This window comes from Arcobacter sp. CECT 8985 (assembly GCF_004116495.1).
In the GTDB taxonomy this organism is placed as follows: Bacteria; Campylobacterota; Campylobacteria; order Campylobacterales; family Arcobacteraceae; genus Malaciobacter.
This window is the reverse complement of the sequence record NZ_PDKC01000007.1, coordinates 65,399-89,972: the sequence shown is the minus strand read 5'-3', so window position 1 is coordinate 89,972 and position 24,574 is coordinate 65,399. Positions and strand designations below refer to the sequence as shown.

Annotated in this window: 29 protein-coding genes; 14 read left to right on the top strand and 15 right to left on the bottom strand. The window is 26.5% G+C overall.

Annotated elements, in window-relative coordinates:
* Positions 1-37 precede the first annotated feature (37 nt).
* The gene (locus CRU93_RS05085) at positions 38-2,011 is read right to left on the bottom strand and encodes a TonB-dependent siderophore receptor (RefSeq protein ID WP_129103106.1); all 1,974 of its coding nucleotides are present in this window, start codon (positions 2,009-2,011) and stop codon (positions 38-40) included.
* Between the two features lie 96 nt (positions 2,012-2,107).
* Here CRU93_RS05085 and CRU93_RS05080 point away from each other — a divergent pair, with 96 nt between their 5' ends.
* Positions 2,108-2,317, top strand: a complete 210-nt coding sequence (locus tag CRU93_RS05080) for a hypothetical protein (RefSeq protein WP_129103105.1) — start codon at positions 2,108-2,110, stop codon at positions 2,315-2,317.
* Positions 2,318-2,330: 13 nt separating this feature from the next.
* Here CRU93_RS05080 and nth read toward each other — a convergent pair whose 3' ends face one another.
* The 4 genes from nth to greA form a co-directional block, all read right to left on the bottom strand.
* Complete coding sequence (gene nth, locus CRU93_RS05075) at positions 2,331-2,978, bottom strand: endonuclease III (RefSeq protein ID WP_129103104.1); 648 nt, start codon at positions 2,976-2,978, stop codon at positions 2,331-2,333.
* Positions 2,979-2,999: 21 nt separating this feature from the next.
* Complete coding sequence (gene uvrB, locus CRU93_RS05070; protein WP_129103103.1) at positions 3,000-4,973, bottom strand: excinuclease ABC subunit UvrB; 1,974 nt, start codon at positions 4,971-4,973, stop codon at positions 3,000-3,002.
* Between the two features lie 61 nt (positions 4,974-5,034).
* Positions 5,035-5,739, bottom strand: a complete 705-nt coding sequence (locus CRU93_RS05065) for a UDP-2,3-diacylglucosamine diphosphatase (RefSeq protein WP_129103102.1) — start codon at positions 5,737-5,739, stop codon at positions 5,035-5,037.
* A 24-nt stretch (positions 5,740-5,763) separates the two neighbouring features.
* The gene (gene greA / locus CRU93_RS05060; protein WP_129103101.1) at positions 5,764-6,249 is read right to left on the bottom strand and encodes a transcription elongation factor GreA; all 486 of its coding nucleotides are present in this window, start codon (positions 6,247-6,249) and stop codon (positions 5,764-5,766) included.
* A gap of 60 nt (positions 6,250-6,309) precedes the next feature.
* Here greA and CRU93_RS05055 point away from each other — a divergent pair, with 60 nt between their 5' ends.
* Positions 6,310-6,954, top strand: coding sequence for a ThiF family adenylyltransferase (locus CRU93_RS05055; protein ID WP_129103100.1), 645 nt, complete (start codon positions 6,310-6,312; stop codon positions 6,952-6,954).
* 73 nt (positions 6,955-7,027) lie between these two features.
* Positions 7,028-7,930 carry a chemotaxis protein CheV gene (locus tag CRU93_RS05050; RefSeq protein WP_129103099.1) on the top strand — a complete coding sequence of 301 codons (903 nt, stop codon included), beginning with the start codon at positions 7,028-7,030 and terminating at the stop codon, positions 7,928-7,930.
* 30 nt (positions 7,931-7,960) lie between these two features.
* Here the strand turns inward: CRU93_RS05050 and argH are convergent, their stop codons facing one another.
* The 6 genes from argH to CRU93_RS05020 all read right to left on the bottom strand — a co-directional run bounded on the left by argH (position 7,961) and on the right by CRU93_RS05020 (position 13,597).
* Entirely contained in the window at positions 7,961-9,352 is a 1,392-nt protein-coding gene (argH, locus tag CRU93_RS05045) for an argininosuccinate lyase (protein WP_129103098.1), read from the bottom strand.
* The gene (locus CRU93_RS05040) at positions 9,352-9,537 is read right to left on the bottom strand and encodes a hypothetical protein (RefSeq protein ID WP_129103097.1); all 186 of its coding nucleotides are present in this window, start codon (positions 9,535-9,537) and stop codon (positions 9,352-9,354) included. The genes argH and CRU93_RS05040 overlap by 1 nt, the downstream gene beginning before the upstream one ends.
* Positions 9,538-9,576: 39 nt before the next feature.
* On the bottom strand, positions 9,577-10,848 hold the full coding sequence (locus CRU93_RS05035; RefSeq protein WP_129103096.1) for a hypothetical protein: 1,272 nt from the start codon (positions 10,846-10,848) through the stop codon (positions 9,577-9,579).
* A 3-nt stretch (positions 10,849-10,851) separates the two neighbouring features.
* Positions 10,852-11,298: a hemerythrin domain-containing protein gene (locus tag CRU93_RS05030; protein WP_129103095.1), complete on the bottom strand. Its 447-nt coding sequence runs from the start codon at positions 11,296-11,298 to the stop codon at positions 10,852-10,854.
* A 97-nt stretch (positions 11,299-11,395) separates the two neighbouring features.
* A complete protein-coding gene (locus CRU93_RS05025) occupies positions 11,396-12,376 on the bottom strand; it encodes an iron-sulfur cluster assembly scaffold protein (RefSeq protein WP_129103094.1) in 981 nt (326 codons plus the stop codon).
* A gap of 24 nt (positions 12,377-12,400) precedes the next feature.
* The gene (locus CRU93_RS05020; protein ID WP_129103108.1) at positions 12,401-13,597 is read right to left on the bottom strand and encodes a NifS family cysteine desulfurase; all 1,197 of its coding nucleotides are present in this window, start codon (positions 13,595-13,597) and stop codon (positions 12,401-12,403) included.
* Between the two features lie 305 nt (positions 13,598-13,902).
* Between CRU93_RS05020 and CRU93_RS05015 the strand changes: the two genes are divergently transcribed.
* The 10 genes from CRU93_RS05015 to CRU93_RS14120 all read left to right on the top strand — a co-directional run bounded on the left by CRU93_RS05015 (position 13,903) and on the right by CRU93_RS14120 (position 21,378).
* Positions 13,903-14,709 carry a transporter substrate-binding domain-containing protein gene (locus CRU93_RS05015; protein ID WP_129103093.1) on the top strand — a complete coding sequence of 269 codons (807 nt, stop codon included), beginning with the start codon at positions 13,903-13,905 and terminating at the stop codon, positions 14,707-14,709.
* A gap of 132 nt (positions 14,710-14,841) precedes the next feature.
* On the top strand, positions 14,842-15,507 hold the full coding sequence (locus tag CRU93_RS05010; RefSeq protein WP_258238836.1) for an amino acid ABC transporter permease: 666 nt from the start codon (positions 14,842-14,844) through the stop codon (positions 15,505-15,507).
* A gap of 79 nt (positions 15,508-15,586) precedes the next feature.
* Positions 15,587-17,020, top strand: a complete 1,434-nt coding sequence (sufB, locus tag CRU93_RS05005; RefSeq protein ID WP_129103091.1) for a Fe-S cluster assembly protein SufB — start codon at positions 15,587-15,589, stop codon at positions 17,018-17,020.
* A gap of 15 nt (positions 17,021-17,035) precedes the next feature.
* Positions 17,036-17,779: a Fe-S cluster assembly ATPase SufC gene (sufC, locus tag CRU93_RS05000; protein ID WP_129103090.1), complete on the top strand. Its 744-nt coding sequence runs from the start codon at positions 17,036-17,038 to the stop codon at positions 17,777-17,779.
* Entirely contained in the window at positions 17,779-18,906 is a 1,128-nt protein-coding gene (locus tag CRU93_RS04995; RefSeq protein WP_129103089.1) for a SufD family Fe-S cluster assembly protein, read from the top strand. The genes sufC and CRU93_RS04995 overlap by 1 nt, the downstream gene beginning before the upstream one ends.
* Complete coding sequence (locus CRU93_RS04990; RefSeq protein ID WP_129103088.1) at positions 18,899-20,083, top strand: aminotransferase class V-fold PLP-dependent enzyme; 1,185 nt, start codon at positions 18,899-18,901, stop codon at positions 20,081-20,083. The genes CRU93_RS04995 and CRU93_RS04990 overlap by 8 nt, the downstream gene beginning before the upstream one ends.
* A gap of 1 nt (position 20,084) precedes the next feature.
* Complete coding sequence (locus CRU93_RS04985) at positions 20,085-20,492, top strand: SufE family protein (protein ID WP_258238835.1); 408 nt, start codon at positions 20,085-20,087, stop codon at positions 20,490-20,492.
* Between the two features lie 9 nt (positions 20,493-20,501).
* Positions 20,502-20,852, top strand: coding sequence for a metal-sulfur cluster assembly factor (locus CRU93_RS04980; RefSeq protein ID WP_129103086.1), 351 nt, complete (start codon positions 20,502-20,504; stop codon positions 20,850-20,852).
* Between the two features lie 66 nt (positions 20,853-20,918).
* Positions 20,919-21,206, top strand: a complete 288-nt coding sequence (locus tag CRU93_RS04975) for a hypothetical protein (RefSeq protein ID WP_129103085.1) — start codon at positions 20,919-20,921, stop codon at positions 21,204-21,206.
* 19 nt (positions 21,207-21,225) lie between these two features.
* Positions 21,226-21,378, top strand: a complete 153-nt coding sequence (locus CRU93_RS14120; protein WP_164967619.1) for a hypothetical protein — start codon at positions 21,226-21,228, stop codon at positions 21,376-21,378.
* Here CRU93_RS14120 and CRU93_RS14325 read toward each other — a convergent pair.
* The 3 genes from CRU93_RS14325 to CRU93_RS14115 all read right to left on the bottom strand — a co-directional run bounded on the left by CRU93_RS14325 (position 21,362) and on the right by CRU93_RS14115 (position 22,367).
* Entirely contained in the window at positions 21,362-21,610 is a 249-nt protein-coding gene (locus tag CRU93_RS14325; protein WP_258238837.1) for a DMT family transporter, read from the bottom strand. The two genes, CRU93_RS14120 and CRU93_RS14325, sit on opposite strands and share 17 nt — an antisense overlap.
* Positions 21,611-21,782: 172 nt before the next feature.
* On the bottom strand, positions 21,783-22,067 hold the full coding sequence (locus tag CRU93_RS14320; protein WP_258238834.1) for a hypothetical protein: 285 nt from the start codon (positions 22,065-22,067) through the stop codon (positions 21,783-21,785).
* Positions 22,068-22,199: 132 nt separating this feature from the next.
* Positions 22,200-22,367, bottom strand: coding sequence for a hypothetical protein (locus CRU93_RS14115; RefSeq protein ID WP_164967618.1), 168 nt, complete (start codon positions 22,365-22,367; stop codon positions 22,200-22,202).
* 249 nt (positions 22,368-22,616) lie between these two features.
* On the opposite strand from CRU93_RS14115, the gene CRU93_RS04965 reads away from it, so the two are divergent.
* Positions 22,617-23,012 carry a DoxX family protein gene (locus CRU93_RS04965; RefSeq protein ID WP_129103084.1) on the top strand — a complete coding sequence of 132 codons (396 nt, stop codon included), beginning with the start codon at positions 22,617-22,619 and terminating at the stop codon, positions 23,010-23,012.
* A 19-nt stretch (positions 23,013-23,031) separates the two neighbouring features.
* Here the strand turns inward: CRU93_RS04965 and CRU93_RS04960 are convergent, their stop codons facing one another.
* A complete protein-coding gene (locus tag CRU93_RS04960) occupies positions 23,032-24,492 on the bottom strand; it encodes a YdiU family protein (RefSeq protein ID WP_129103083.1) in 1,461 nt (486 codons plus the stop codon).
* Positions 24,493-24,574: the final 82 nt, after the last annotated feature.

The following is a 24,574-nucleotide window of genomic DNA, read 5'->3' as shown; positions in this document are numbered from 1 at the left end:
TATTAATATTTAAATAGAAGTAACTTAAAAGTTACTTCTAAAATGAGTATTTTACATTAAAATATACATATCTTCCAGGTTCATTTAAAAGCATTACCTCATCATTTGTTGAACTAAGTAAAGTTAAATCTTTATAAGTATTACTTGTAGCATAAGTTTTATCAAATACATTATCAATTCCTAAAGTTAATACTGTATTTTTTATATAACTGTTTTCATATTTTAAATTCATTGTACCATAACCTGCAAGGTGTTGTTCTCCATTGTCTTCATCATAATTACTCCATGCTTTTGAAGCAATATAAGATGCTCTAAATTTATTTTTATCAAGTTCATAGTTAAAACCTAATGTTGCTTTCAAAGGTGGGATTTCAGCTAAATTAGTTTCACTTTGTCCATCTAAAGCATTATCCTTTTTCCCTCTTTGATATGCAAGAGCATAATCAAAATACATTTCATCATTAGCATAATATAAACCACTAATATCAAATCCATAGATTTTAGCATCTACATTTTCAAATTTATTTTGCATTTTTGATGCATTATATGCGATATAATTATTTAGTTTTGAGTAAAAGAATTTTGTTTTTATTTTAAAATCACCAATTGTTTTTTCAATACCAAGATCAACTTCATAATTTTTAGTTTGTTCTAAATTAGGTGTTCCAATTAACTTACCACTTTTTTTAAAATATAACTCTCTTGCATCAGGTACTCTACTTGATTTACCAACTCCTGCAAAAATATTTAAAGAATCATCAACTTTGTATGTTGTTAATAAATATGCATTCAATGAGTCATAATTATTGTCTTGTTCTTTTCCAGCGGTATTTATATCAGTATCATCATATCTTGAACCAATTTCTATATTCAAATTGTCTATATCTTTACTATATTTAAAAAATGCAGCTTTATTTTTTGTATCGGTTTTTGAAATACTATCACCAAGATATGATTTCATTTTATTACTATATTTACCTTCCCAAGTTCTTTTACTTGTGTCAATTCCTAAAGTTAATACTCCATCAAAAATATTCATATCATTTTGAAGTTTTGCTCCTTTTATTTTAGATTTCATATGATTTGTCATATCCATTGCACCATTATTTCTATATCTTGTACTCATAGGATGATCAACTTTTGAATAATATGAACTAAATTTTAATTTTTTAGAAAATTTTGATAAGTCATTTGCTACATAATTAAAAGTATAAATATCAGAATCATCATAAAGTGCATCCATAGCTGTATTTGCATATAAAATATCATCACTTCTATTTGCAGTATATGAAAAATTTATTTCTTGATTATCTGTTAAATTAAAGTATAATTTTCCCATGAATGTTTTCTTTTTATATGCATCCATATTTTTATATTTATTACTATATGTTATAGTCTTATCTTTACTATTTTTTTCTAATTGTTCAGCTAATGTATTTCCATCTCCATCCTCATATTGGTCACTTTCTTCATTTGAAGCAGAAATAAGTGCTTTAATATCCTTAGTTCCTCCACTAACGGTAGTAGAATATTTACTATAACTATAACTTCCAAAGTTTACGTTAACATCACCATTAACGCCTTCTTTTGGTTTTTTTGTATTGATTTTTACTTTTGCACTTAAAGTTCCAAAATTTTCTACATCATATGGACCTTCTGTTATCTCAACACTTTGTACATTATTTGATAAAATATGAGAAGTTGGAGGATCCATTCTATTTGGGCATGCTCCATAAATTTTTGCATCATCAATTAAGATATTAATATTATCTTTTTTTTGTCCTCTTACTATAATATCATTTGCAATACCACTTCTTCTTACAATTGAAACTGAAGGTGAAACCTCACTTAATGCTTGTGCTAAATCTGCTGATCTTAGATTTTCATTACTTATGTCATTTACTACTTTTGATTTTAATGTATCTGTTACTACTACTGAATCAAGTTCTATTTGATCACTTGCCATTAAACTTGATGCAACAATAAAAGATAAAGCTAATTCTCTTCTCATTCCTTGCCTTTTTGTGTTTTTGAAATAATAACTTTGATGTGTTAATTTAAAGTTAAATTAAATTTTTGATATAATTTAAATAAAAAGATAAATAAAATGGCAAAAATTACATTTGAAGTTGACAATAAGCAATTAAATATAGTGTTAACAATATTAAAAAATTTAAAAATGGGCTTGATAAAAAATTTAAAAGTTGAAGAAAAACCAGTAGTTCAAAATGAAGAAAAGGCATCTTCATCTATATGTACAAATAGTAGATATATTTCAAAAGAAGAGTTTAAAGCAAGATTAAAAAAGCAGCGATAAATTATTATATTTATCAGCCTGGCTTAAATGAACTTTTAGTCTTACATACATGCGGAAAAAGACAATTATCACAATCTGGACTAACTGCTTTACATGTATATCTTCCAAATAAAACCATTGCTTGATGAAAAATATGTAAATCATCTTTTAGTTTTTTTACTAATTCTGCTTCAGTTTTTTCAACTGTCTTTTCGTAAGAAAGCCCTAGTCTATGAGAAACTCTAAATACATGAGTATCAACGGCCATAAGATTTGCACCTTCAAACTCAATCATAAAAACATTTGCTGTTTTATTTCCAACTCCAGCTAATTTCATAAGCTCTTTTTGATTATGGGGAATATCTCCACCATAATTTAATATTACACTTTGAGCCATTTTTATAATATTTTTTGATTTATTATTGAAAAAAGAGCAGCTTTTTAATAACTCTTTTACATCTTCAAGTTTTGCATCTGCTAGCTCAAATACACTTGGATATTTTTCAAAAAGTGCTGGAGTTATTATATTTACTCTTTTATCTGTGCATTGTGCTGAAAGAATAATTGCAATTAATAACTCATAATCATTTCTATATTTTAGTTCTGTAACAGCATTTGAAAACTTCTGTTGAAATGCTTCTTTTATAATTTGTATTTCTGCTTTTGTAGCTTTTTTAGGCAACTTATTTTCCTTTTAAATATATTATGCTTTTTTTAACTTCTCAATTTCGTCTCTTAATCTAATTGCTTCTTCAAAGTTCAAGTCTTGTGCAGCTTTTTTCATCTTTTTATTCAATTCAAGCAATATCTTTTTTCTTTCACTTGCAGGCATTTTTTCAAGTTTTTGTTTTTTCCAAGCTAAATCATCATACTCTTCAAGTTTTAGATTTTCGTCAAGTTTTCTTTTTGTAGATTTAGGAGTAATATTATGTTCTTTATTGTATTGTTTTTGTATCTCTCTTCTTCTATTTGTTTCATCAATTGCAAACTGCATAGAATCTGTTACTCTTTTTGCAAATAAAATAACTCTACCATTTTCATTTCTTGCTCCCCTACCCATTGTTTGAATAAGAGAAGTTCTACTTCTTAAAAAACCTTCTTTATCTGCATCTAAAATAGCTACAAGAGAAGTTTCTGGAATATCAAGTCCTTCTCTTAATAAGTTAATTCCAACTAATACATCAAACTCACCAAGCCTTAACTCTCTTATTATTTGATTTCTCTCAATTGCATCAATCTCACTATGCATATATTTTACTTTTATTCCTAAATCTGAATAGTATGATGTTAGTTCTTCTGCCATTTTTTTAGTTAATACTGTTACTAAAACTCTTTGTTTTTTCTCTACTACTTTTTTTATTTCATCATAAAGTTTTTCTACTTGATATTCACTATCCATTATCTCAATTACAGGGTCAAGTAATCCAGTTGGTCTAATAATTTGTTCTGCAACAACTGCACTTTTTTCAACTTCAAGTTGATTTGGTGTAGCACTTACAAATAAAAAGTGTGGTGCTTTTTGTATAAATTCATCAAATTTCAATGGTCTATTATCAAGTGCACTTGGAAGTCTAAATCCATAATCAACTAATACTTCTTTTCTACTTCTATCTGCTGCATACATTCCTCTAAATTGCGGTAGTGATACATGTGATTCATCAACTATTAATAAAAAATCTTCTTTCATTTGTTCAAAATAGTTCATAAGTGAGTATGGAGTCTCACCTGGTTTTTGTCCAGTTAGATGCCTTGCATAATTTTCAATACCTTTACACATTCCAGTACTTTCAATCATCTCTAAATCAAACTCAACTCTTTGTTTTAATCTTTGGTACTCTACTTGCTTATCTTCTTGTTGAAAATATTCAAGTCTTTGTTTTAATTCATCTTCTATTTGCTTAACAGCAGTTGCTAATTTGTCATTTGAAACAACAAATGGATTAACAGAATATATTATAACTTCATCTAAACTTTTTGTTTTTGTATTTGTTAAATATTCATGTTTTGTAATAGATTCTACTTCATCTCCAAAGAACTCTACTCTAATAAACTCATCTTCATAATATGCAGGAAAAATATCAATCACATCTCCATTTACTCTAAAATCAGCTCTATCAAAAAACTTATCATTTCTTTTATATCCCATCTCTACAAGTTTTAGTAAAAATGCTTTTTGAGAATATTCAAAACCAACTTCAATTCTTTGAACCATTGCTTTATACTCTTCTGGGTTACCTAAACCATAGTTTGCAGAAACAGAAGCAATAACAATTACATCATCAAAAGATAATAATGATGCAGTTGTACTTAATCTTAATCTTTCTAACTCTTCATTAATTGCTGAATCTTTTTCTATAAAAAGATCACTTCTTGGAATATATGCTTCTGGTTGATAATAATCATAATATGAGATAAAATATTCAACGTGATTGTTTGGGAAAAAGGCTTTAAATTCACTATATAATTGAGCAGCAAGAGTTTTATTATGTGTCATAATAAGTGTTGGTTTTTGAACTTTTTCAATTACTTTTGCCATAGTATAAGTTTTACCACTTCCTGTAACTCCTAAAAGTGTTTGATACTTATTCCCATCTTGTATTGAGCTACTTAAAGATTCTATTGCTTGTGGTTGATCTCCTGCTGGAGAGTAATCACTTACTACTTCAAATTTTGCGATTTTTTATCCTTTTTAATATTTGTATGTTATATATCAATATTAGCATTATAATTTAATAAAATTATTTATTAAGTTTAACTTTTTTAAATTCCCCATCTATTAATAAAGTATATTCTTCACTACAACATAAAGATGGTATATTAATATATCTTTTATCATCAAAATTATACTCTTTTCCTTGATGAAAATGACCTTCGATAATTATTTGTGCATCAAAATTTTTACAACGTTTTGAAGCTAACTCTTGAAAACCTTCAAAATCTTGACATATTCTTTTTTTCATTAGTGTATAGTAGATTTTTTTAGATATAAAGTTTTTTATATCTAACATATTTAAAAAGATTAATAAAGAGTGATTTCTAATCACTTTACAATATAAATCATAGGATTTTGGAGTAAAGTTATCTCCATGACTTATTGCTACTTTACTATTTTTATACTCTACATAAAAAGGCTGTTTGTCTCTTTTTATTACTTTTACATCAGCAAATAGTGGCTGCATATTATAATCATGATTTCCCTCAAAATATATAATTTGAATATCTTTTGAAAGTTCATTTATCATATTAATTAATTTTTGATTTCTTTTTACAAAATATTTACTTTCAGAAGATATAAAATCAAACATATCTCCCATAAAAATAAGTAATTCACAATTAATCTCTTTAGATTTAAGTTTCTCTAAAAAGATTAAAAATTGTTGATTTTTTTCATTGTAGTGAGAGTCAGCTACAAAAATAGTATTTTCTTTTAGTTCAAAAAACATATAAAACTTTTATAAAAACTAAAACTACAGTTCTATTTCTTTATAATAAACTTCTACTACTTCAAAAGTACTAAGTCCACCTGGTAATGTAGCTTGAACTTCATCACCCTCTTCTTTTCCCATTAATTGTTTTGCCAATGGTGAATTAAATGATATCAATCCTCTATCAGCATCTGATTCAACTCCACCTACTATTGTATAAGTAAACTCTTTTTCTGTTTCAACATCAACTAAATTAACTGTAGAACCAAAACTTACTTTATCGTGTGGTAGAGTAGAAGGATCAATAATAATTGCTTTACTGATAATATTTCCAAGTTCTGCAATTTGAGAATCTATTAATTTTAATTTATCTTTTGCAGCGTGATATTCAGCATTCTCTTTTAAATCACCTAATTGTCTTGCTTCATCTAAAGCAATTACTGTTTCTGGTCTCTCATGTGTTTTTAAAAAATCTAGATTATTTGTTATTTTTTCATAACCAGATATTGTCATTGGTTCTTTTTCCATCAACTACTCCATAAATTATTTTATGATATAATATCTAAAATTTTTAAAAGAGTAAATTATATGAGATACGACAGAACAAAAAAACTTTTTGGTGAAGAGAATTTTAAGAAATTTCAAGATGCAAAACTTATACTTCTTGGAGTTGGAGGAGTTGGAAGTTTTGCCTTAGATTCACTATATAGAACTGGAATAACAAATATAACAATTGTTGATTTTGATACATATGAAGAATCAAATTTAAATAGACAAATGGGTAGTGAAGGTAATATTGGAAAAATAAAAGTTGAAGCTTTAGCACAAAAATACCCTGAAGTGACACCAATTCATGTTAAAATTACAAAAGAGTGGATTGATAACTTTGATTTTTCGTCATTTGATTATATTCTAGATGCAATTGACGATGTTACACCAAAAGTTCACTTAATAAAAAAATATTTTACAAAAGTAATAAGTACAAGTGGTGGAGCAAAAAGAATTGACCCAAGTAAAATTGAATATAAATCAATTTGGGATACATATAATGATCCATTTATAAGAAAAATAAGAACAGAATTAAAAGCGCAAGGCTTTAAAAAGAAGTTCAAAGTAGTTTTCTCTTCTGAAGAGCCAATGTGCATAGAAAAAGGTAGTTTTGAAGGAGTTACAGGTTCATTTGGTTTAATGATGGCATCTGTTACAATTCAAAAATTAATGAGAAAGAATTAAAAGAACTTTAAGAAACAAAGTTGATTATAAGAAAAAAATATATATAATTTAAAATCACATAAAAAGGAATATTATGAATGACATTAGTAGTAGCGTTGAACAAATGACTCAAGGTCATAAAAGAAATGTTCAACAGTTAGCAGTATTTTATACAAGTCATAACAATATTTACGCTATTAACATTGCTAAAGTAAAAGCATTTGTTATTAAAGAAGAAGTAACAATCAATGATACACCTAGTGATTCATCTATTATTGCAGGAATTGCTACAATTAGAGGGGAACCTGTAACTTTAGTAAATCTTGATGCATGGCTAGGTCAACAAAAAATGTCTATGGATGAATATAAACTTATTATTTATTGTGAGTTTAATCATAAAAAAGTAGGTTTTTTAATTAGAGATATGCTTGATATTGTAGAAAAAACTACAGAACAATTAAGACATACAGAAGAGACAAACTCAAAAATCACATATACAACTTATGTAAGAGTACAGGAAAAAGATGAACTTTGTACAGTATTTAATGCAGAACAACTTCTAAAAGATATTGGTTGGACTGATGATGGAGAAGAAGCAGTTAATAGATATGTTGAAGCTCCATTAAACTCTTCAAAAATGGTTCTTGCTGCTGAAGATTCAGGCGTTGCAAGGGAGATATTAAGAAAATTCTTTAAAAAAGCAAATATAAGTTATGAAATTTATAATAATGGAGCACTTTTATTACAAAGATTTAAAGAGTTAGATCCAAATGAAATCGGTATGGTTTTAACTGATATTGAAATGCCAGAAGCTGATGGATATCAAGTTGCATCTTACATAAAAGAAAACCATAGCAATATCCCAGTTATTGTAAACTCTTCAATGACAACTGATGCAGTAAAGAATAAAATGAATGCTATTGGAGTAGATTGGTTTATTGGTAAAACTGATGTTGAAGCTCTATATGAAACAACTAAAAAATTCCTTTTAAAATAAATAGTAAATTTAGATGAGTTAAAAACTCATCTATTTACTTTTTGTCCAAGATTCTAAAATCTCAATTTGACTTTTTGTCTGTTTTGTTGAAGTTCCACCAAATGAATTTCTAGCATTCATTGATGCTTTTAAATCAAGATACATAACAATCTCTTCATTTACATTTTTTATCTGTTCATTTGATTTTCTAATTTCATCAATTGTTAATTCACTAATATCTTTATTTAAACTATTTGCCATTGCAACTACATCTTTTGTAATATAATATGCAGTTCTAAAAGGCATATTTTGTTTTTGAACTAAATAATCAGCTAAATCTGTTGCACTTAAATGTCCAATTTTACAAGCTTCACTCATTTTATCTACATTTATATTCATAGTTTTAATTACTTCATTTAAAATCTTAAGAGATATTTCAATTGTCTTAACTGAATCAAATACACCCTCTTTATCTTCTTGTGTATCTTTATTATATGCTAATGGTAAACCTTTCATAACTGTTAATAATGAGATTAAATTTCCATATGTTCTTCCAGTTTTACCTCTTAATAATTCAGGTACATCTGGATTTTTCTTTTGTGGCATAATTGATGATGTTGTTGCATATTCATCACTCATTCTTACAAATTGAAATTCATATGATGACCAAGTAACTAACTCTTCAGCAATTCTACTTACATGCATCATTGATGTACTAATATTAAATAATATTTCTAATGCAAAGTCTCTATCACTTACGCTATCCATTGCATTTATTGTAGGAGAGGTAAATCCGAGTTGATTACTTGTAGATTCTCTATTAATATTGTGAGGTGTTCCAGCTAATGCAGCACTTCCCAAAGGTGAATAATTGTTTCTTTCATATGAACTTTCAAATCTTTCAAAATCCCTTTTAAACATATTTGCATATGCTAGCATATGATAAGCAAAGTTAATTGGTTGTGCATGTTGTAAATGAGTCATACCTGGAATTAAAGTATCTGTATGTTTTTTTGACACTTCAATAAAAGTAGATATAATTTCTTTTAATTGCTTTTTAATACTTAATGTTTTTTCTTGAACATATAATCTAAAATCAGTTGCAACTTGATCATTTCTACTTCTTGCAGTGTGAAGTCTTTTTCCTGCATCACCTACAATTTCAGTCAATCTACTCTCAACTGCCATATGTATATCTTCATGCTCTATTTTAAACTCAAACTTGCCACTTTCAATCTCTTCTTTAACTTGTAAAAGTCCATTATGAATAGCTTCTTTATCCTCTTTAGATAAAATTCCTTGTTCAAAAAGCATTTGACTATGAGCCATTGAACCTTTTATATCTTGTGCATAAAGTTCTTTATCAAACATTACTGATGCATTAAATTCATCTAAAATCTGTGCATTAGTATTTTTTAAAATCTGATTATTATCATTTGACATTAATTCTCTTCCTCAATCTTATTAATAGTATTTTTTATAATTGCAAGTATTTTACTTTTTGCTTTTTCTTCATCATATTCAGGTACATCCCACCCAACAATATCCATATATTTTTCAACAAGTAAATTTACATCTGAAACAATTGTATCGTGTAGTTGTTCTAACTCTTTATCTTGTGCAGTCATAATATTCCTTTAATTGGATTTTGAAATATTATAACATAACTATGATTTTACAAAAGTTTGTAAAGGGTCATTTTTAGCAATACTCATATATTTTTTTATACCTAAAATACAATTCATTAAAAATAATAAGTTTGAAGCAATAAACAAAATTGCAGCAATATTTAAAAATAGTTCATTAAAAAAACCAAAAAGTATAAAAAATACAAGTGAAAATATATATACAAAAAACTGTATTTTTATTAAATCTTCATTTATTACTTCTCTCATTGTTGGAATATTAAAATGACCTTTTGAACTTAAATGAAACCAGCATAAAAAAGGAATTATTTTATATATCATACCTTGAAGTAATGAAAATAAAAAACCAAAAGCAAAAAGTATACTCATAAAATAAGATGAATCTTGAGGAACAAAAAGCCAATTTAACATAGCTATAACCAATGAATATAATGAAACTTTCCAATACCAAAGAGTTACATCTTCTACATTTCTTCTTCTATTATTTAATGATACTAAAGCATTAAAAGCAAATATCATAAAAAATAATGTAAAAAGCACTTTATAAATATAAAAATCTAAATCTAAAAATGAAAAAGCAATATAGGAAACAATTAAAGTAAAAATAGATAAAGGAAGTCTATTTTGTACTTTTTTAGGAAAAGATAATCCCACATAAAACATCGGTATTACTTGAAACGATACCCCAATAACAATTAGACTTGCAAAACCAAAAAGTCCAAGAATAATATGTATATTTACATAATTAAAATGATTTATTCCAATATTTCCAGTTAAGTGTGAAATAGCTAAATATACACCCCAAATAACTGTAAGAAATCCAGTAATAGCAAAAAGTCTCATTCCATTAACTGTTGATGTTAAATACTTGACTTTAAAAAGAAGCACGATAGCTACAATAAAAAATGTTAAAAAACATATACATAAGCAAATTATTGCTATATATAAATAAACTTTGTTAGTTGTTAAAAAATTAAGTGCAAAACATATTGTTCCTAAAGTCAATGTTATATGAACAACACCTGCAAATAATTTTGGTTTTTTAATTGGTGCACCAGCAAGAACTGGCATCATTTGTTGCATTGCACCAAAAATTACCATTGATAAAACACCAAGTGTAAAAAGATGAGCCATTGCAATTGATTCATGTGAATATCTATTTGTAATAACATCAGAGGGATAAACTAAAAACATAACTCCAATTAATATTGCAAAAATTGGTGCTGTTAAAAAAAATCTAAATGGAACAGATATTGGCGGTGCTTGATCTAATGATAATCCTTGATTAAACATATTCTAATCTCTTTTTAATTCTTTCATTTTTTCGATAATTAAAGAACATTCATCTGCTAAATGTGCATCTGCCATTGCATATAACATCTGCTCTTCTTTCATATTATGTTGTTGTAAAAGCATCATTAAACTTTCACTTAATCCAAGAAAATGTTTTTTATCTTTTTTTTCAATATCATCTTTCATTAAAGAAACAACATTTAACATTTGAGCATGTTCCATTCGCATAACTTGTGTTGGACCTTCATTCATTCCTGTTTTATTTTCAAATGCAGGAAACATTATCTTTTCTTCCATATCAAAATGTACTTTAATTTGTTTTTCAAACTCAAAAAATAGTTTAATTGCTTCTTGCCAATTTTCAGACATTACTTTATTTTCTAAATTTGCGAACTCTTCATCACAAGTTCTATGGTCATTTGTAAGAAATGATTTGATTGTTTCACTCATTTTATGTATCCTTATCTTTTTTGATAATTTTACATAAATTTAAAAAGATAATAATTGACTGTAATCAATAAAAGAGTAAAAACTCTTTTATTAAAAATTAGATAGGTAAAACTCTTATGTTTTCGTCAATTTTTTGTTGTAAAATTGATTCAATTGCATAAAGTGTACCAGTACTTCCTGATGCACATCCTGAACATGCACCTAAATATCTAATATATAAATCATAGTGAGGTAAATTTTCTTTTATATCAATAATTTCCATATTACCTCCATCCATAACTAGCATTGGTCTAATATCTTCATCTAAAAGTGTATCAATAGCTTTAATTCTTTGAACTAATGTCATTTTATCAAAAGTTAATTCACCATTTGCACTTGCATCAGCTACATTTTTTAATCTATCTTCTTCCATTAACGCTCTAGTATCAGCTAAAATATCAACTAAGTAGATATCTTTATCTTCATGTCCACCTGGTTTAATACATGATTTACAAAATGCACCTGCTTTTGTATAATCAGTAATCTCTTCAACAGTTTTAAGATCATTTATTTTAATAACTTCTTTAATTGTTGCTAAAGAAACTCTTGCACACTCACATACAATTTCTTCTTCTTCAAAAGATTCCATATCAACACCTTTGTATTGAGATGCTGCTTTTTTAATCACATCGTATGCCATAACTGAACAGTGCATTTTTTGAGGTGGAACTGCTGGAGTATCTGGTGTATCTCTTAATGCTTTTTCAACATCAATATTTGTAATTTTTACTGCTTCATCAACAGTTTTACCAATACAAAGTTCTGCCATTACATCACTTGATGCAATAGCTGTACCACATCCAAAAGATTTAAATTTTGATTCTAAGATTTTATCTGTAGCTTCATCAACTGCCCAATAAAGTCTTACTGCATCACCACATGATTCTGCACCAAAATCTGCAATAATTAATTTTGCATTTAACTCTTTTGCTCTTTGCTCTGTAATTTCCCCTTGGTGTTGAGGATTATTCATTCTATTTACAACTTGATTTGAGTATTCATCCCAAATTGATCCACTTACTAAATCATTTTTTGCCATTTGCTTTTCCTTTGAAATCTTTTTTTATAATCCAGACTTGTGTGATTCTGGTGCATATGCATAAGAACTTGATAAGTTTCTTAATCTTTTTACTGCATTTACAATTGCATCAATTGCATAATCAATTTGATCTTCAGTATTAAATCTACTTAAACTAAATCTAACTCCAGTATGAGCTAATTCACTATCACTACCAAATGCATTCATTACTGGGTTTGCTTCTAAATCTTCAGATGCACAAGCACTACCTGTACTTGCTCCAATTCCTTTTTGATTTAAATCCCATAACATTGATTCACCTTCAACACCTCTAATTGATATTAAAGTTGTGTTTGGAGTTCTATTTTCAGTTCCACCAATAACAACTGTTTCTGGTAATTCTAATATTGCATTTTCTAATTTATCTCTTAATTTTTTTACATGATTATTTTCATAAGCTAAAGCCATCTCATTTGTAGCTAAATGCATTGCAAATCCCATTCCTATCATTGAGGCAACATCAACAGTACCTGCTCTTTTACCACCCATTTGTTCACCACCATGAAACAATGGAGTTATAGAGATTCCTTTTTTGATATATAATCCACCAACACCTTTTGGTCCATGAAATTTATGTGCTGAAAAAGATATAAAATCAACATTTGCAGCTTGTACATCAACTTTTACTTTTCCAATTGCTTGAGTTGCATCTGAATGAAATAATACACCTGCTTTTTTACAAATTTCACCTATTTCTTCAATTGGAAAAATTTTTCCAGTTTCATTATTTGCCCACATAATAGAAACTAAAGCTGTATCATCTTTAATGTATTGTTTTACACTTTCTGCTTCTAATACGCCATCTTCATTTACTGGTAAGTAAGTAACACTTACACCTTGAGACTCTAAAAACTTACATGTTGCAGTTATTGCTGGATGTTCTACTTCTGAAGTAATAATATGATTTTTATCACCATTTAATATCTTATCAATCCAAATACCCTTAATAACAGTGTTATTACTCTCAGTTGCATTTGAAGTGATGATAATATCATCCTCATCATCTGCATTAATTCCACTATATAGGTAATCTAATGCTTCCATCATTTTTGGATGAGTTCCTGCTCCAAATCTATGTAACGAGTTTGGGTTACCATAAATATCACAGAAAAATGGTTTCATCTCTTCATAAACTACTGGATCAACCATTGTAGTTGCATTGTTATCTAAATACACTTCCATCATTTTTTGTTTCCTATCTTTAAATCTTCTTACTACTAAAAAAGTTTTGCATATTCTATTCCAAAGAGGATAAAATTTGTCTTAATTAATAAATTTACAATTTTAATTACAATTTGTAACAATTAATAAATCATTATAAAAATTATTTTATATAAATTAAGTATATATTTTACCTATAATATGATTTATATTCACTTTGATGATTTTTTATATAAATGCTTGATAATAATTTTACTAATAAAAGAGTAAGATATTATTTTATAGTTTTAAATAGTCAATAAAAAGACAAACACAAAGGATACAAAATGAAAAAGTTGTTATCTTATATATTTATTTTAATAAGTACATTAATAATAACCGGATGTGGTGACAATAAAAGTAAAGTTAAGGACAAAAATGTCTTAACCGTTGGTATGGAATTAGCATATCCTCCATTTGAGATGAGTGACAAAAAAGGAAATCCAACTGGAGTTTCAGTAGATTTCGCAAAAATGTTAGCAAGATCAATGGATAAAAAACTTAAAATTGAAAATATTGCTTGGGATGGATTAATTCCATCATTAAAAACAGGAAAAGTTGATATGATTATTTCATCAATGACAATTACTGATGAAAGAAAAAAATCAATTGATTTTTCTAATCCTTATGCAAGAACATCTTTAGCAATCCTTGCAAATAAAAATTCAAATATAAAAAATATAGATGATTTAAACCAAAAAGGTAAAACAGTTGCAGTAAAAAAAGGCTCAACTGGTCATGTTTATGCAAGAGAACATTTAAAAAATGCAAATATTTTAGTTTTAGATAAAGAGAGTGCTTGTGTACTTGAAGTAGTACAAGGTAAAGCAGATGGATTTTTATATGACCAATTAACAATATATAGAAATAGTGTTAAACATAAAGATACTACAGTTGCCCTACTTAAACCTTTTCAAAAACATTTTGAATATTGGGGTGTTGCATTAAGAAAAAATGATAAAAAGCTAAAAGAAAAAATTAATGAATTTATAAAAAAAGCTAAAGAAGACGGTACATTTGATGACTTTGCTTATAAATATTTAAATGAAGCAAAAAAGACTTTTGATTCAAAAAATATTCCTTTTTTCTTTTAGGAGTAAACTATTAAACTAAAAAATTATTTTATAAATGAATTATCATATAAAAAACAAGGCTCTTTAAATAAAAGAGTCTATGTTTTTAATGCTGTTTTATTAGCTGTTTTAGTATATTTAGTTTTATATTTTATGTTTTCCAACATAATGTATGATTTTAATTGGGATGCTGTTTATGAATACAAACAAAAGTTTATAAATGGTTTTTTGATGACTATTATAATATCTATTTTTGCACTAATTCTTAGCATTATTTTTGGTCTGTTTTTTGCATATGCACAAAGTTCAAAATTTATATTTTTGAGATTTTTTTCTAGATTTTATATTGAAGTTATAAGAGGTACACCTCTACTTGTTCAAATACTTATTTTCTTTTATGTCTTTGCAGATAATTTAGGATTAGAAAATAGATATGTAGTGGGAGTATTTATATTAGCAATATTTTCAGCAGCATACGTATGTGAAATAATTCGAGCTGCAATTCAATCAATTGAAATTGAACAGTTTGAAACAAGTATAAGTTTAGGAATGAATAACTACCAAATATATAGATATATAATTTTCCCTCAAGCATTTAAAAGAATGTTACCTGCACTTACAGGTCAGTTTGCATCAATAATTAAAGACTCTTCACTACTTTCAGTTATATCAATCAGTGAGTTTACAATGAATGCCCAAGAAGTGAATTCTTATACCTATTCAACATTTGAAAGTTATATTCCTTTAGCAATAGGATATTTACTTTTAACATACCCTATTTCATTTTATACAAAGAGATTAGAAAAAAATATTAAATAGAGTTTTTAACTTTACAAGTAAACAATTTTATGATACAATTTTAAATATAAGACAATTTATGTCCTATTTAGGAGATTAGATGAAAAATGAAAAAATAAACAACGTAATATCTAATGATTATAGCCTTGGGTTTGAAACTATTGTAAATAGTGAAACATTTCCAAAAGGTTTAAATGAAGATGTAATAAAAGCTATTTCAATAAAAAAAGAAGAGCCAGAATGGCTACTAGAATTTAGACTAAAAGCTTATAAAAAATGGTTAACAATGGAAGAACCTGACTGGGCTAATTTAGGTTATGATGAGATAGATTATCAAAACTTTTCTTACTACTCTGCACCTAAAAAACCACTTGGTTCTTTAGATGAAGTAGACCCAGAAATTTTAAAAACATATGAAAAATTAGGTATTCCTTTAGAAGAGCAAAAAAAACTTGCTGGAGTTGCAGTTGATGCTGTATTTGATTCAGTTTCAGTTAAAACAACATTTCAAAAAGAGCTAGAAGATTTGGGAATAATATTCTGTTCAATCTCAGAAGCTGCTAATAAGCATCCTGAACTATTAAAAAAATATTTAGCTTCTGTTGTTCCTTATTCAGATAACTATTTTGCAACACTAAATAGTGCTGTATTTACTGATGGTAGTTTTGTATATATTCCTAAAAATACAAAATGTCCAATGGAACTATCAACTTACTTTAGAATAAATGCTTTAAATACTGGACAATTTGAAAGAACACTAATCATTTGTGATGAAGGAAGTTATGTATCATATAATGAAGGTTGCTCTGCTCCAATAAGAGATGATAGTCAACTTCATGCAGCAGTTGTGGAATTAGTTGCACTAAAAGATGCACATATTAAATACTCAACTATTCAAAATTGGTATCCTGGTGATAAAAATGGAAAAGGTGGTATCTTAAACTTTGTGACAAAAAGAGGTATTTGTAAAGGGGATAACTCAAAAATATCATGGACACAAGTAGAAACAGGTTCACTAGTAACTTGGAAATATCCATCATGTATCTTAAAAGGAAATAATAGTAGTGGAGAGTTTTATTCTGTTGCACTTACTTCATTAGCTCAACAAGCAGATACAGGAACAAAAATGATTCATATTGGTGAAAATACAAAATCAACAATTATTTCAAAAGGTATTTCTGCACTTAAAGGTGTAAATGCATATAGAGGTTTAGTAAAGTTTGCTAAAAGTGCTAAAAATGCAAAAAATATCTCATCATGTGATTCTTTACTAATTGGTCCCCAATCAGCAGCTCATACATATCCATATCATGATATTAGAAATCCAACTGGACAAATTGAGCATGAAGCTACTACTTCAAAAATATCAGATGATCAATTATTTTATATTAGACAAAGAGGAATAAGTGAAGAAGATGCAGTTTCACTTATAGTAAATGGATTTTGTAAGGATGTTTTAAAAGAACTACCTATGGAATTCGCTGTTGAAGCAAAAGCGCTTCTAGATATATCACTAGAAGGTAGTGTTGGTTAAGAAAGGAAAAAATAGATGTTAAAAATAGAAAATTTAAATGTAAGTATTGCAAATAAACATATTTTAAAAGATTTTAATTTAGAAATAAAACCAGGAGAAATCCACGTTTTAATGGGAACTAATGGTGTAGGAAAATCAACATTAGTAAAAGCATTGAGTGATCACTATGATTGTGAAGTAAACAGTGGTAGTATTGAGTTTAAAAATAAAGATTTATTAGAACTTGATGCAAGTGAACGTGCAAATGAAGGTATTTTTATGAGTTTCCAAAATCCTGTTGAAGTTGAGGGAGTAAATAATATGTACTTTCTAAAAACAGCAGTAAATGAAAAAAGAGCCTATAAAAATGAAGAAGAAGTAAACTCTGCTCATTTTCTAAAAGAAGTAAAAAGCATTTTAAAAGATTACAATATAAATGATGAAATCATAAAAAGAAATGTAAATGAAGGTTTTAGTGGTGGAGAAAAAAAGAAAAATGAAATGCTTCAAATGCTTTTATTAAAACCAGATTTAATTTTACTTGATGAAATCGATTCAGGATTAGATATTGATGCAATTAAACTTGTAGCAAAAGCAGTTAACTCTTTACTTGATGGAAAACGTTCACTACTTATGATTACTCACTATGATAGATTATTAGAGTTAATCAAACCTGATTATGTACACATCTTAAAAGATGGAAAAATATCAAGATCTGGTGATTATTCACTAGCATTAGAACTTCAAGAAAAAGGTTTTGAAGGTTTAGGAGAAGGATAATGAAGATAGTAGATATAAAAAATTTAGATATCAATATCTTACCAACAAAAAAAGTTGAAGAGTATAGAAGCTTCAATGTTTATCCTTATTTTGAAAAAGATTTTGATTTTAATGTAAATGAAAATATAGACTTATCAAAATATGAATATTTAAAAGATGAACACTTTTATAATATCTTCTTTGTAAATAATAAAATTATATTAGATGATGATATAAAAGATTGTATTGAAATATCTCAAGATAGTTTTGAAAATAGTAGTGCAAATAGTTTATATACATTAAATAGCTATTTAGAAAAAGATACAACTACATTGAAAATAAAAAAAGAGTGTTCAAAACCATTAAATATTATAAATATATTTGAAGGTGATAACAAATTTTTTACAAGTTCACTAAATATTGAAGTTGAAGTAAATTGTGATATATTAGAAACCTTTCACAATGAATTAAATAGTAACTATTTTATAAGTGCAAATAGAAAATATCTTATAAAAGAACAGATAAAAGCTAATATTGCAAAAATTCAAACTTTAAATGGTGCAGAGATTATATTTAATTACAAAACAGTGCTTGGTAAAAGTGCTGTACTAAACTTAGTAAATTTAGAGTATAAAGCAAATCTTGCATTAAATATTTTTGATAGTAAACTAGAAAATAAAGATGCTACTTTTAATTTTGATTCAATAATTAAAAATAATCAAAAACAAAAAAGTGCAAATATTATGTTTGTAGAGCATATTGCAAAATCAACAATAAGTGATGTAAAAATTAAACATCTTTTAAATGATCAAGCTCACAGTCTATTTAATGTAAATTCAAAAGTGCAAAATAGTGCAGTATTTTCAAAAGCTTTTCAAAATAGTCAAACTATTTTATTAAGTGATGATGCAAGGGTAAATGCAAATCCAAGATTAGAGATATTTATTGATGAGTTAGAAGCAGCACATGGTGCTACTTGTGGTACTTTAGATCAAGACCAATTGTACTATTTATGTTCAAGAGGAATTAGTGAAGCTAAAGCAAAAGAGATGATTATTGACTCAATTGAGTTAAAAGTAATTAGAAAAATTGAGTTAAAAGCCATTAGAAGATATATAAAAAATTTAAAGAGATTAAATCATGTATAAAGAAGATTTTCCTTTTTTTGAAAATACAAATAGTGTATATTTAGATAATGCAGCTACAACACAAAAACCAAAAGTTGTTGTTGATAAAGTTGTAGATTATTATACACACTTCTGTGCAAATACTCACAGAAGTAATTTTGGTGATGCAAATAAAGCAACTAAAGAGTTTGAAAATACAAGAGAGTTATTAAAACAGTTTATTAATGCAAAAGAGTCTAAAGAGATTATTTTTACTAAAGGTGTTACTGAATCTTTAAATATGATTGCCTCAACTTTTGCAAAAAAATTTAAAACTATAATAATATCTTCTTTAGAGCATCATTCAAATATAACTCCTTGGCATATGCAAGGAAGAAGACTTCATGATGGACTTGAAGTTGTAAATACAAAAGATAATTTAGAGTTTGATTTTGAACATTTTGAAGAGTTACTAAAAGCAAATCCAAACTCTTTTGTTAGTATAACTCATGTTTCAAATGCTTTTGGAACAAAACATGATATTAAAAGAATTGTAACATTAGCACATAAATATGATAGTTACATAATGGTTGATGCAGCACAAAGTTTAGCTCATTTTGAAGTTGATGTTCAAGATTTAAATGTAGACTTTTATGCAATGTCTGCACATAAAACTTATGGACCAACTGGTGTTGGTGCAATTTATATAAAAGAAGAATTATTAAAAGATGTTTCAACATATCAAACAGGTGGAGCCACAATAAACGATGTAAGCTTTGAAAGAAGTATTATGTTAGATTCTCCATATAGATATGAAGCAGGAACTCAAAATATTGCTGGTGTTGTAGGATTTGGACAAGCTCTTACATACATAAAAGATATAGGAATCAAAAATATCTTTGAAATTGAAGAAGAATTATATAAATATTTATATAATGAACTAGAAAAGATTCCTGGAATTATTTTTTATAATAATTCATCAAATACAATTGGTAGTAGAAGTTTTAATATAGAAAATATAAATTGTGAAGATATAGGAATTTTACTTGATAAAATGCATATAGCAGTTCGAGCAGGACACCATTGTGCCCAACCAATAATGAAAAAATTAAATATTGATGGTACAATTAGAGCAAGTATTGGTTTTTATAATACAAAAGATGATATTGATAAATTCATTGTAGGATTAAAAAAAGCCATAACCATGCTAAAGGATTAATATGATTGAAAATAGAATTGAAGAAATAAAAAGTGATTTAGAAATTTTCGATGATGATTTACAAAAATATGAATATATAATTGATTTAGGTAAAAGTTTAACTCCACTTGAGGAAAAACACAAAAAAGATGAAAATCTAGTACAAGGCTGTACTTCAAAAGTTTGGCTTGTTTGTGAAAAAGATGCAGATAAACTTATTTTTAAAGCAGACTCAAATGCAGCAATTGTAAAAGGATTAGTAAAGATATTATTAACTTTATATTCAGGTCTAACACCAAATGAGATTTTACAAATGGATAAACAAGTTTTACAAGAATTAAAACTTGAAGAGATAATTACACCAAATAGACAAAGTGGTGTACAAGGTATGATAAAAAGAATAAATGAATATGCACATGCTTTTGCATAAGGAGTTTTTATGAGTAAATTTACACAAGAGCAATTAGAAGAAACAAAAAATAAAATAATTTTTAATTTAAAACAAGTATATGATCCAGAGATTCCTGTTAATATATATGACTTAGGATTAGTATACAAAATAGAATTTGACCAAAAAGATCCATACTTATATGCAACAATAACTATGACACTGACAAGTCCAGCCTGCCCTGTTGCAGATGCATTAGTTGATCAAGTAAAATATGTTACACAAGCAGTAGATTTAGTTGATGAAGCAAATGTACATTTAGTATTTGATCCACAATGGGATAAAGATATGATATCTGAAGAAGGTAAAGATACACTAATGATGAGTGGAAGTATAATTTAAAAATAAATAATTATTAATAATTATTTTGAGATAATATATCAAAATAACATAAAGAAAGAAAGAAATATGGCAAAAAAACAAGAACATACAATTATAAAAATGTTAATTTTTATTGTTGTTTTGATGATTATAATTATGTCAATAATGATATTTAAAAATAAAAGTACATTTTTATCTGGTGTTTTTGATCCAGAGGTTAAAAATAAATCCATGAGTGAATATACACCCAAACCACTTAGATGGGAGAAAACATTTAAATTTGGTATTAATGATAAAAACGATGGAGAAGTAGAAAAGCTTCCATCGGGTAAAAATCAAAACTTTCTTCAATATGAAAGTTCAAAAAACAAATAAAATATAAAAGGAGCTAATGATGGAACTTTTTTATATAATTTTGCTTTTATTTGCATTTATTATTTCCATAGTTTTAACTGTTAAAACATTTAATTTTACTAAAACTATGTGGAAGTTTAAAAATAGAAAAAAAGATGGAAGTGAAGACAAAGACTTTAAGTACTTTGACTAATATCTTGTTTGTTTTTTAATGTTATTAATATCCCTAATAAAATTATAAGAGTTGATATAATTAATATTTGTGTTAACTCTTCTTGTAAAAATATAATACTTAAAACTATTGCAAATATTGGTACTAAAAGTTGTAAAACACTTGCAGTTACTATTTTTATATTTGGTAAAACTTCATACCAAAGTAAATATCCAAGTGCTGAGGTTACTGTTCCTGAAATAGAAGCTAAGATAAAATTGTAAAGATCAATTTTTATATCTATGAAATAGTAAAAGAAAAAAATTAAAGTAAAATAAATATACTTGCTTTAAAAAAATTATCAGTTGTATCAAAAAATGAATTATTAGAACTTCTACCAATAAAAGTATAAATCCCCCATGCAATACCTGATATAATCATGAGTATCAAATGAAAATTGATAAAGAGAATTGATCATTTGGATATAAAAATAAAACAAAAGAACTAAACCAGTTCTGTTTTAATTTAAAAGTATATTTTTTATATTTAATTAGATATAAACAAACTAATAAAAATGCTGCAGAAAAAATTCTTACAAAAGTAAAAGAAAATGCATCTATATTTGAACTTAAAAGTGCCATTCTGCATAAAATAGAGTTTGCACTCAAAAATAGAAGGGAAACAAATATATAAATATATATCTTCATATTTGAACTATTTACTCTATTCATATTAAGTCCTAATTATTTTAATATAAAACCAATTACTATTTTAGAGTATAAAACTAATTTGATATTGAGATAATTATTGAAATATTGTTTTTTAAGTAGTTATTCAACCTTGAGGGTTGAAATATGGAAGTATTATTTTGACTTTCTAGAATTTGAAAGTAACTTATCTTTGTTTTCTAATAGAAAAGATTTTACATCTAATCCTGCTTTAGAACAAGCATCTGCTAAATTCTCTTTCTCTTCTAAAAGTCTTAAAAATACTTCTACTTTTTTGTGTTTTTTTATATGTGTAATTGACATATATTCTCCTTTGTTTTTTGATTTAATTTAATTTAAAATTGATTTGTTAATTCATGACGAATTTGAAAAGAGACGGAAGAAAACAAATAAGTTGTAAAAGAAAGTACAGATAATATAACATAATAATATAAAAAAAGCAAGGGTATTTCATAAATAACTATTATTTTTAAGTTTTTTTAATAATCATTATTAACTTTTAAGTTCAACTAGTGCATAATTAATACTATTATAAAATAAAGGTATTAAAGAATGAATACTACTACAACTGAAGATTTTGGTAAACTACTATTAAGATTGACATTAGCTATTTTAATGCTTTTTCATGGTTATGCAAAAATTAAATATGGGGTAAGTTTTGTTGAAGGATTATTAATAAAAAATAATATGCCTTCATTTTTAGCTTATGGGGCGTATATAGGTGAAGTTTTAGCTCCAATATTAATAATTATTGGATATAAAACAAAATTAAGTGCTTTTATAATTATTGTAAATATGATTGTTGCAGTTTATTTAGCTCATCCAAATGATATAACTAAACTATCAGAATATGGGGCACCATTATTAGAGACTATTTATCTTTATATATTTGGTTATTTATCAATCATATTCTTAGGTGCAGGTAAAATTTCTGCAGATGGAAAGTAAAAGTTAAAACTTTTACTTTTTATGAAGAACAAGATAACTTAATATTTGCAAATTCTAAAGGTGTAGCTTTTGCATATCTTTCAAATTCTTCATGCTTTGCAAATGGATTTGATGCAATATTTAATAAATCATTTACTAGTTTAAAATCACTCTCTTCTGCTTTTTCAATAGCTTCTTGTAACATATAATTTTTTATAATATATTTTGGATTTACTTTTTTCATCTCTTCACACTTTTTATTTTGAGCCCTTGGATTAAGTAATAATGCTTTTTTATAATCAACAAGCCAATTTTGCATTTGTGTAGGATCAATGCAATTATCTAATATGCTTGAAAAATCATCAATATTTTCTATTTGAGATAATTTATAAAAAAACAGATTATAATCAATTTTAGAATTTTCTAATGCATTTAAAAGTTTTAAAATTAAATCAAGATTTCTATCTCCACTTAAATTTATATCAAGACCAAGTCGCTTATTCATAAGCTCTAAATATGCTCTTTCATGTAAAGAAAAAAATGTATCTAAATACTGTTTTAAATTTTCAAAATTTGTGATAAAACTAAGAGAATCAGCTAATACAAATAGATTCCATTTTGCTATATATGGCTGGTTATTGTAAGAATATCTACCTTCAAAATCAGTATGATTACAAATACAATGTTTTTCAAAGTAATCCATAAAACTAAATGGCCCATAATCAATAGTAACACCTGAAACAGACATATTATCTGTATTCATTACTCCATGCATAAAACCATATGCTTGCCATTTTGCTATTAAAACTGCTGTTTTATCTACTAATTCATAAAAGAATTTTTCATATTTATTTTCATCATTTTCAAGATGAGTATAATTTTCACTAATAACAAAATCAGCTAATTGGCTTAGACTTTTTTTAGGATTTTTTGTTCTTGCAAAATATTCAAAAGTACCTATTCTTATCCAAGAATCACTTGCTCTTAAAACAACTGCACCTTTTTGTATATCAAAAGCACCTCTATAAACATTATGTTCTGAACCAATTATTGCTAATGCCCTAGTTGTTGGAATATCCAAAGCATTCATTGCTTCACTAATTATATATTCTCTAATACTAGAACGAAGGACAGCTCTTCCATCACCTTGTCTAGAATAATTAGTAAGTCCAGAACCTTTAGTTTGAAGATGCCAATTATTTATACTTCCAAGATTTATTGCTCTTCCATCACCAAGTTTTGGAACAAATGAACCAAATTGATGCCCTGCATATACCATCGAATAAGGAATTGAACCATCTAAAATTTTTTTGCCATTAATAAAATCAACAAATTCTTGAGTTTCACACTCTTCATAGTCAAGACCTATTTCATCACATAACTTTTTATTATATGAGATTAAAAAAGCATCATCAAGTGGTGTAGCATCTAATAATTGATAAAATTCCTTGTTTACAGAATCTAAATATTTTGTATTTAATTGTAATTGGTCTAGTTTCATTATTTTTTTCTTTTTAATTTAAAATAACAAATCAAAATAAGTATTTACTATACTTATACTATTATATTAAAATTTTAAAGAA

Bases quoted from the DNA above. Each gene is read 5' to 3' on its own strand.
- CRU93_RS05040 (WP_129103097.1), bottom strand. From the start codon at position 9,537: ATGACTGCACAAGATAAAGAGTTAGAACAACTACACGATACAATTGTT.
- CRU93_RS05030 (WP_129103095.1), bottom strand. From the start codon at position 11,298: ATGAGTGAAACAATCAAATCATTTCTTACAAATGACCATAGAACTTGT.
- CRU93_RS04965 (WP_129103084.1), top strand. From the start codon at position 22,617: ATGAATACTACTACAACTGAAGATTTTGGTAAACTACTATTAAGATTG.
- CRU93_RS04975 (WP_129103085.1), top strand. From the start codon at position 20,919: ATGGCAAAAAAACAAGAACATACAATTATAAAAATGTTAATTTTTATT.
- CRU93_RS05085 (WP_129103106.1), bottom strand. From the start codon at position 2,011: ATGAGAAGAGAATTAGCTTTATCTTTTATTGTTGCATCAAGTTTAATG.
- CRU93_RS04990 (WP_129103088.1), top strand. From the start codon at position 18,899: ATGTATAAAGAAGATTTTCCTTTTTTTGAAAATACAAATAGTGTATAT.
- CRU93_RS14120 (WP_164967619.1), top strand. From the start codon at position 21,226: ATGGAACTTTTTTATATAATTTTGCTTTTATTTGCATTTATTATTTCC.
- CRU93_RS14115 (WP_164967618.1), bottom strand. From the start codon at position 22,367: ATGTCAATTACACATATAAAAAAACACAAAAAAGTAGAAGTATTTTTA.
- greA (WP_129103101.1), bottom strand. From the start codon at position 6,249: ATGGAAAAAGAACCAATGACAATATCTGGTTATGAAAAAATAACAAAT.
- CRU93_RS05010 (WP_258238836.1), top strand. From the start codon at position 14,842: ATGTTTTCCAACATAATGTATGATTTTAATTGGGATGCTGTTTATGAA.
- argH (WP_129103098.1), bottom strand. From the start codon at position 9,352: ATGTCAAATGATAATAATCAGATTTTAAAAAATACTAATGCACAGATT.
- CRU93_RS05035 (WP_129103096.1), bottom strand. From the start codon at position 10,848: ATGTTTAATCAAGGATTATCATTAGATCAAGCACCGCCAATATCTGTT.
- CRU93_RS05080 (WP_129103105.1), top strand. From the start codon at position 2,108: ATGGCAAAAATTACATTTGAAGTTGACAATAAGCAATTAAATATAGTG.
- CRU93_RS05050 (WP_129103099.1), top strand. From the start codon at position 7,028: ATGAATGACATTAGTAGTAGCGTTGAACAAATGACTCAAGGTCATAAA.
- CRU93_RS05065 (WP_129103102.1), bottom strand. From the start codon at position 5,739: ATGTTTTTTGAACTAAAAGAAAATACTATTTTTGTAGCTGACTCTCAC.
- sufC (WP_129103090.1), top strand. From the start codon at position 17,036: ATGTTAAAAATAGAAAATTTAAATGTAAGTATTGCAAATAAACATATT.
- CRU93_RS04985 (WP_258238835.1), top strand. From the start codon at position 20,085: ATGATTGAAAATAGAATTGAAGAAATAAAAAGTGATTTAGAAATTTTC.
- sufB (WP_129103091.1), top strand. From the start codon at position 15,587: ATGAAAAATGAAAAAATAAACAACGTAATATCTAATGATTATAGCCTT.
- CRU93_RS05015 (WP_129103093.1), top strand. From the start codon at position 13,903: ATGAAAAAGTTGTTATCTTATATATTTATTTTAATAAGTACATTAATA.
- CRU93_RS04960 (WP_129103083.1), bottom strand. From the start codon at position 24,492: ATGAAACTAGACCAATTACAATTAAATACAAAATATTTAGATTCTGTA.
- CRU93_RS04980 (WP_129103086.1), top strand. From the start codon at position 20,502: ATGAGTAAATTTACACAAGAGCAATTAGAAGAAACAAAAAATAAAATA.
- CRU93_RS14320 (WP_258238834.1), bottom strand. From the start codon at position 22,067: ATGAATAGAGTAAATAGTTCAAATATGAAGATATATATTTATATATTT.
- CRU93_RS05025 (WP_129103094.1), bottom strand. From the start codon at position 12,376: ATGGCAAAAAATGATTTAGTAAGTGGATCAATTTGGGATGAATACTCA.
- CRU93_RS05020 (WP_129103108.1), bottom strand. From the start codon at position 13,597: ATGGAAGTGTATTTAGATAACAATGCAACTACAATGGTTGATCCAGTA.
- CRU93_RS04995 (WP_129103089.1), top strand. From the start codon at position 17,779: ATGAAGATAGTAGATATAAAAAATTTAGATATCAATATCTTACCAACA.
- CRU93_RS05055 (WP_129103100.1), top strand. From the start codon at position 6,310: ATGAGATACGACAGAACAAAAAAACTTTTTGGTGAAGAGAATTTTAAG.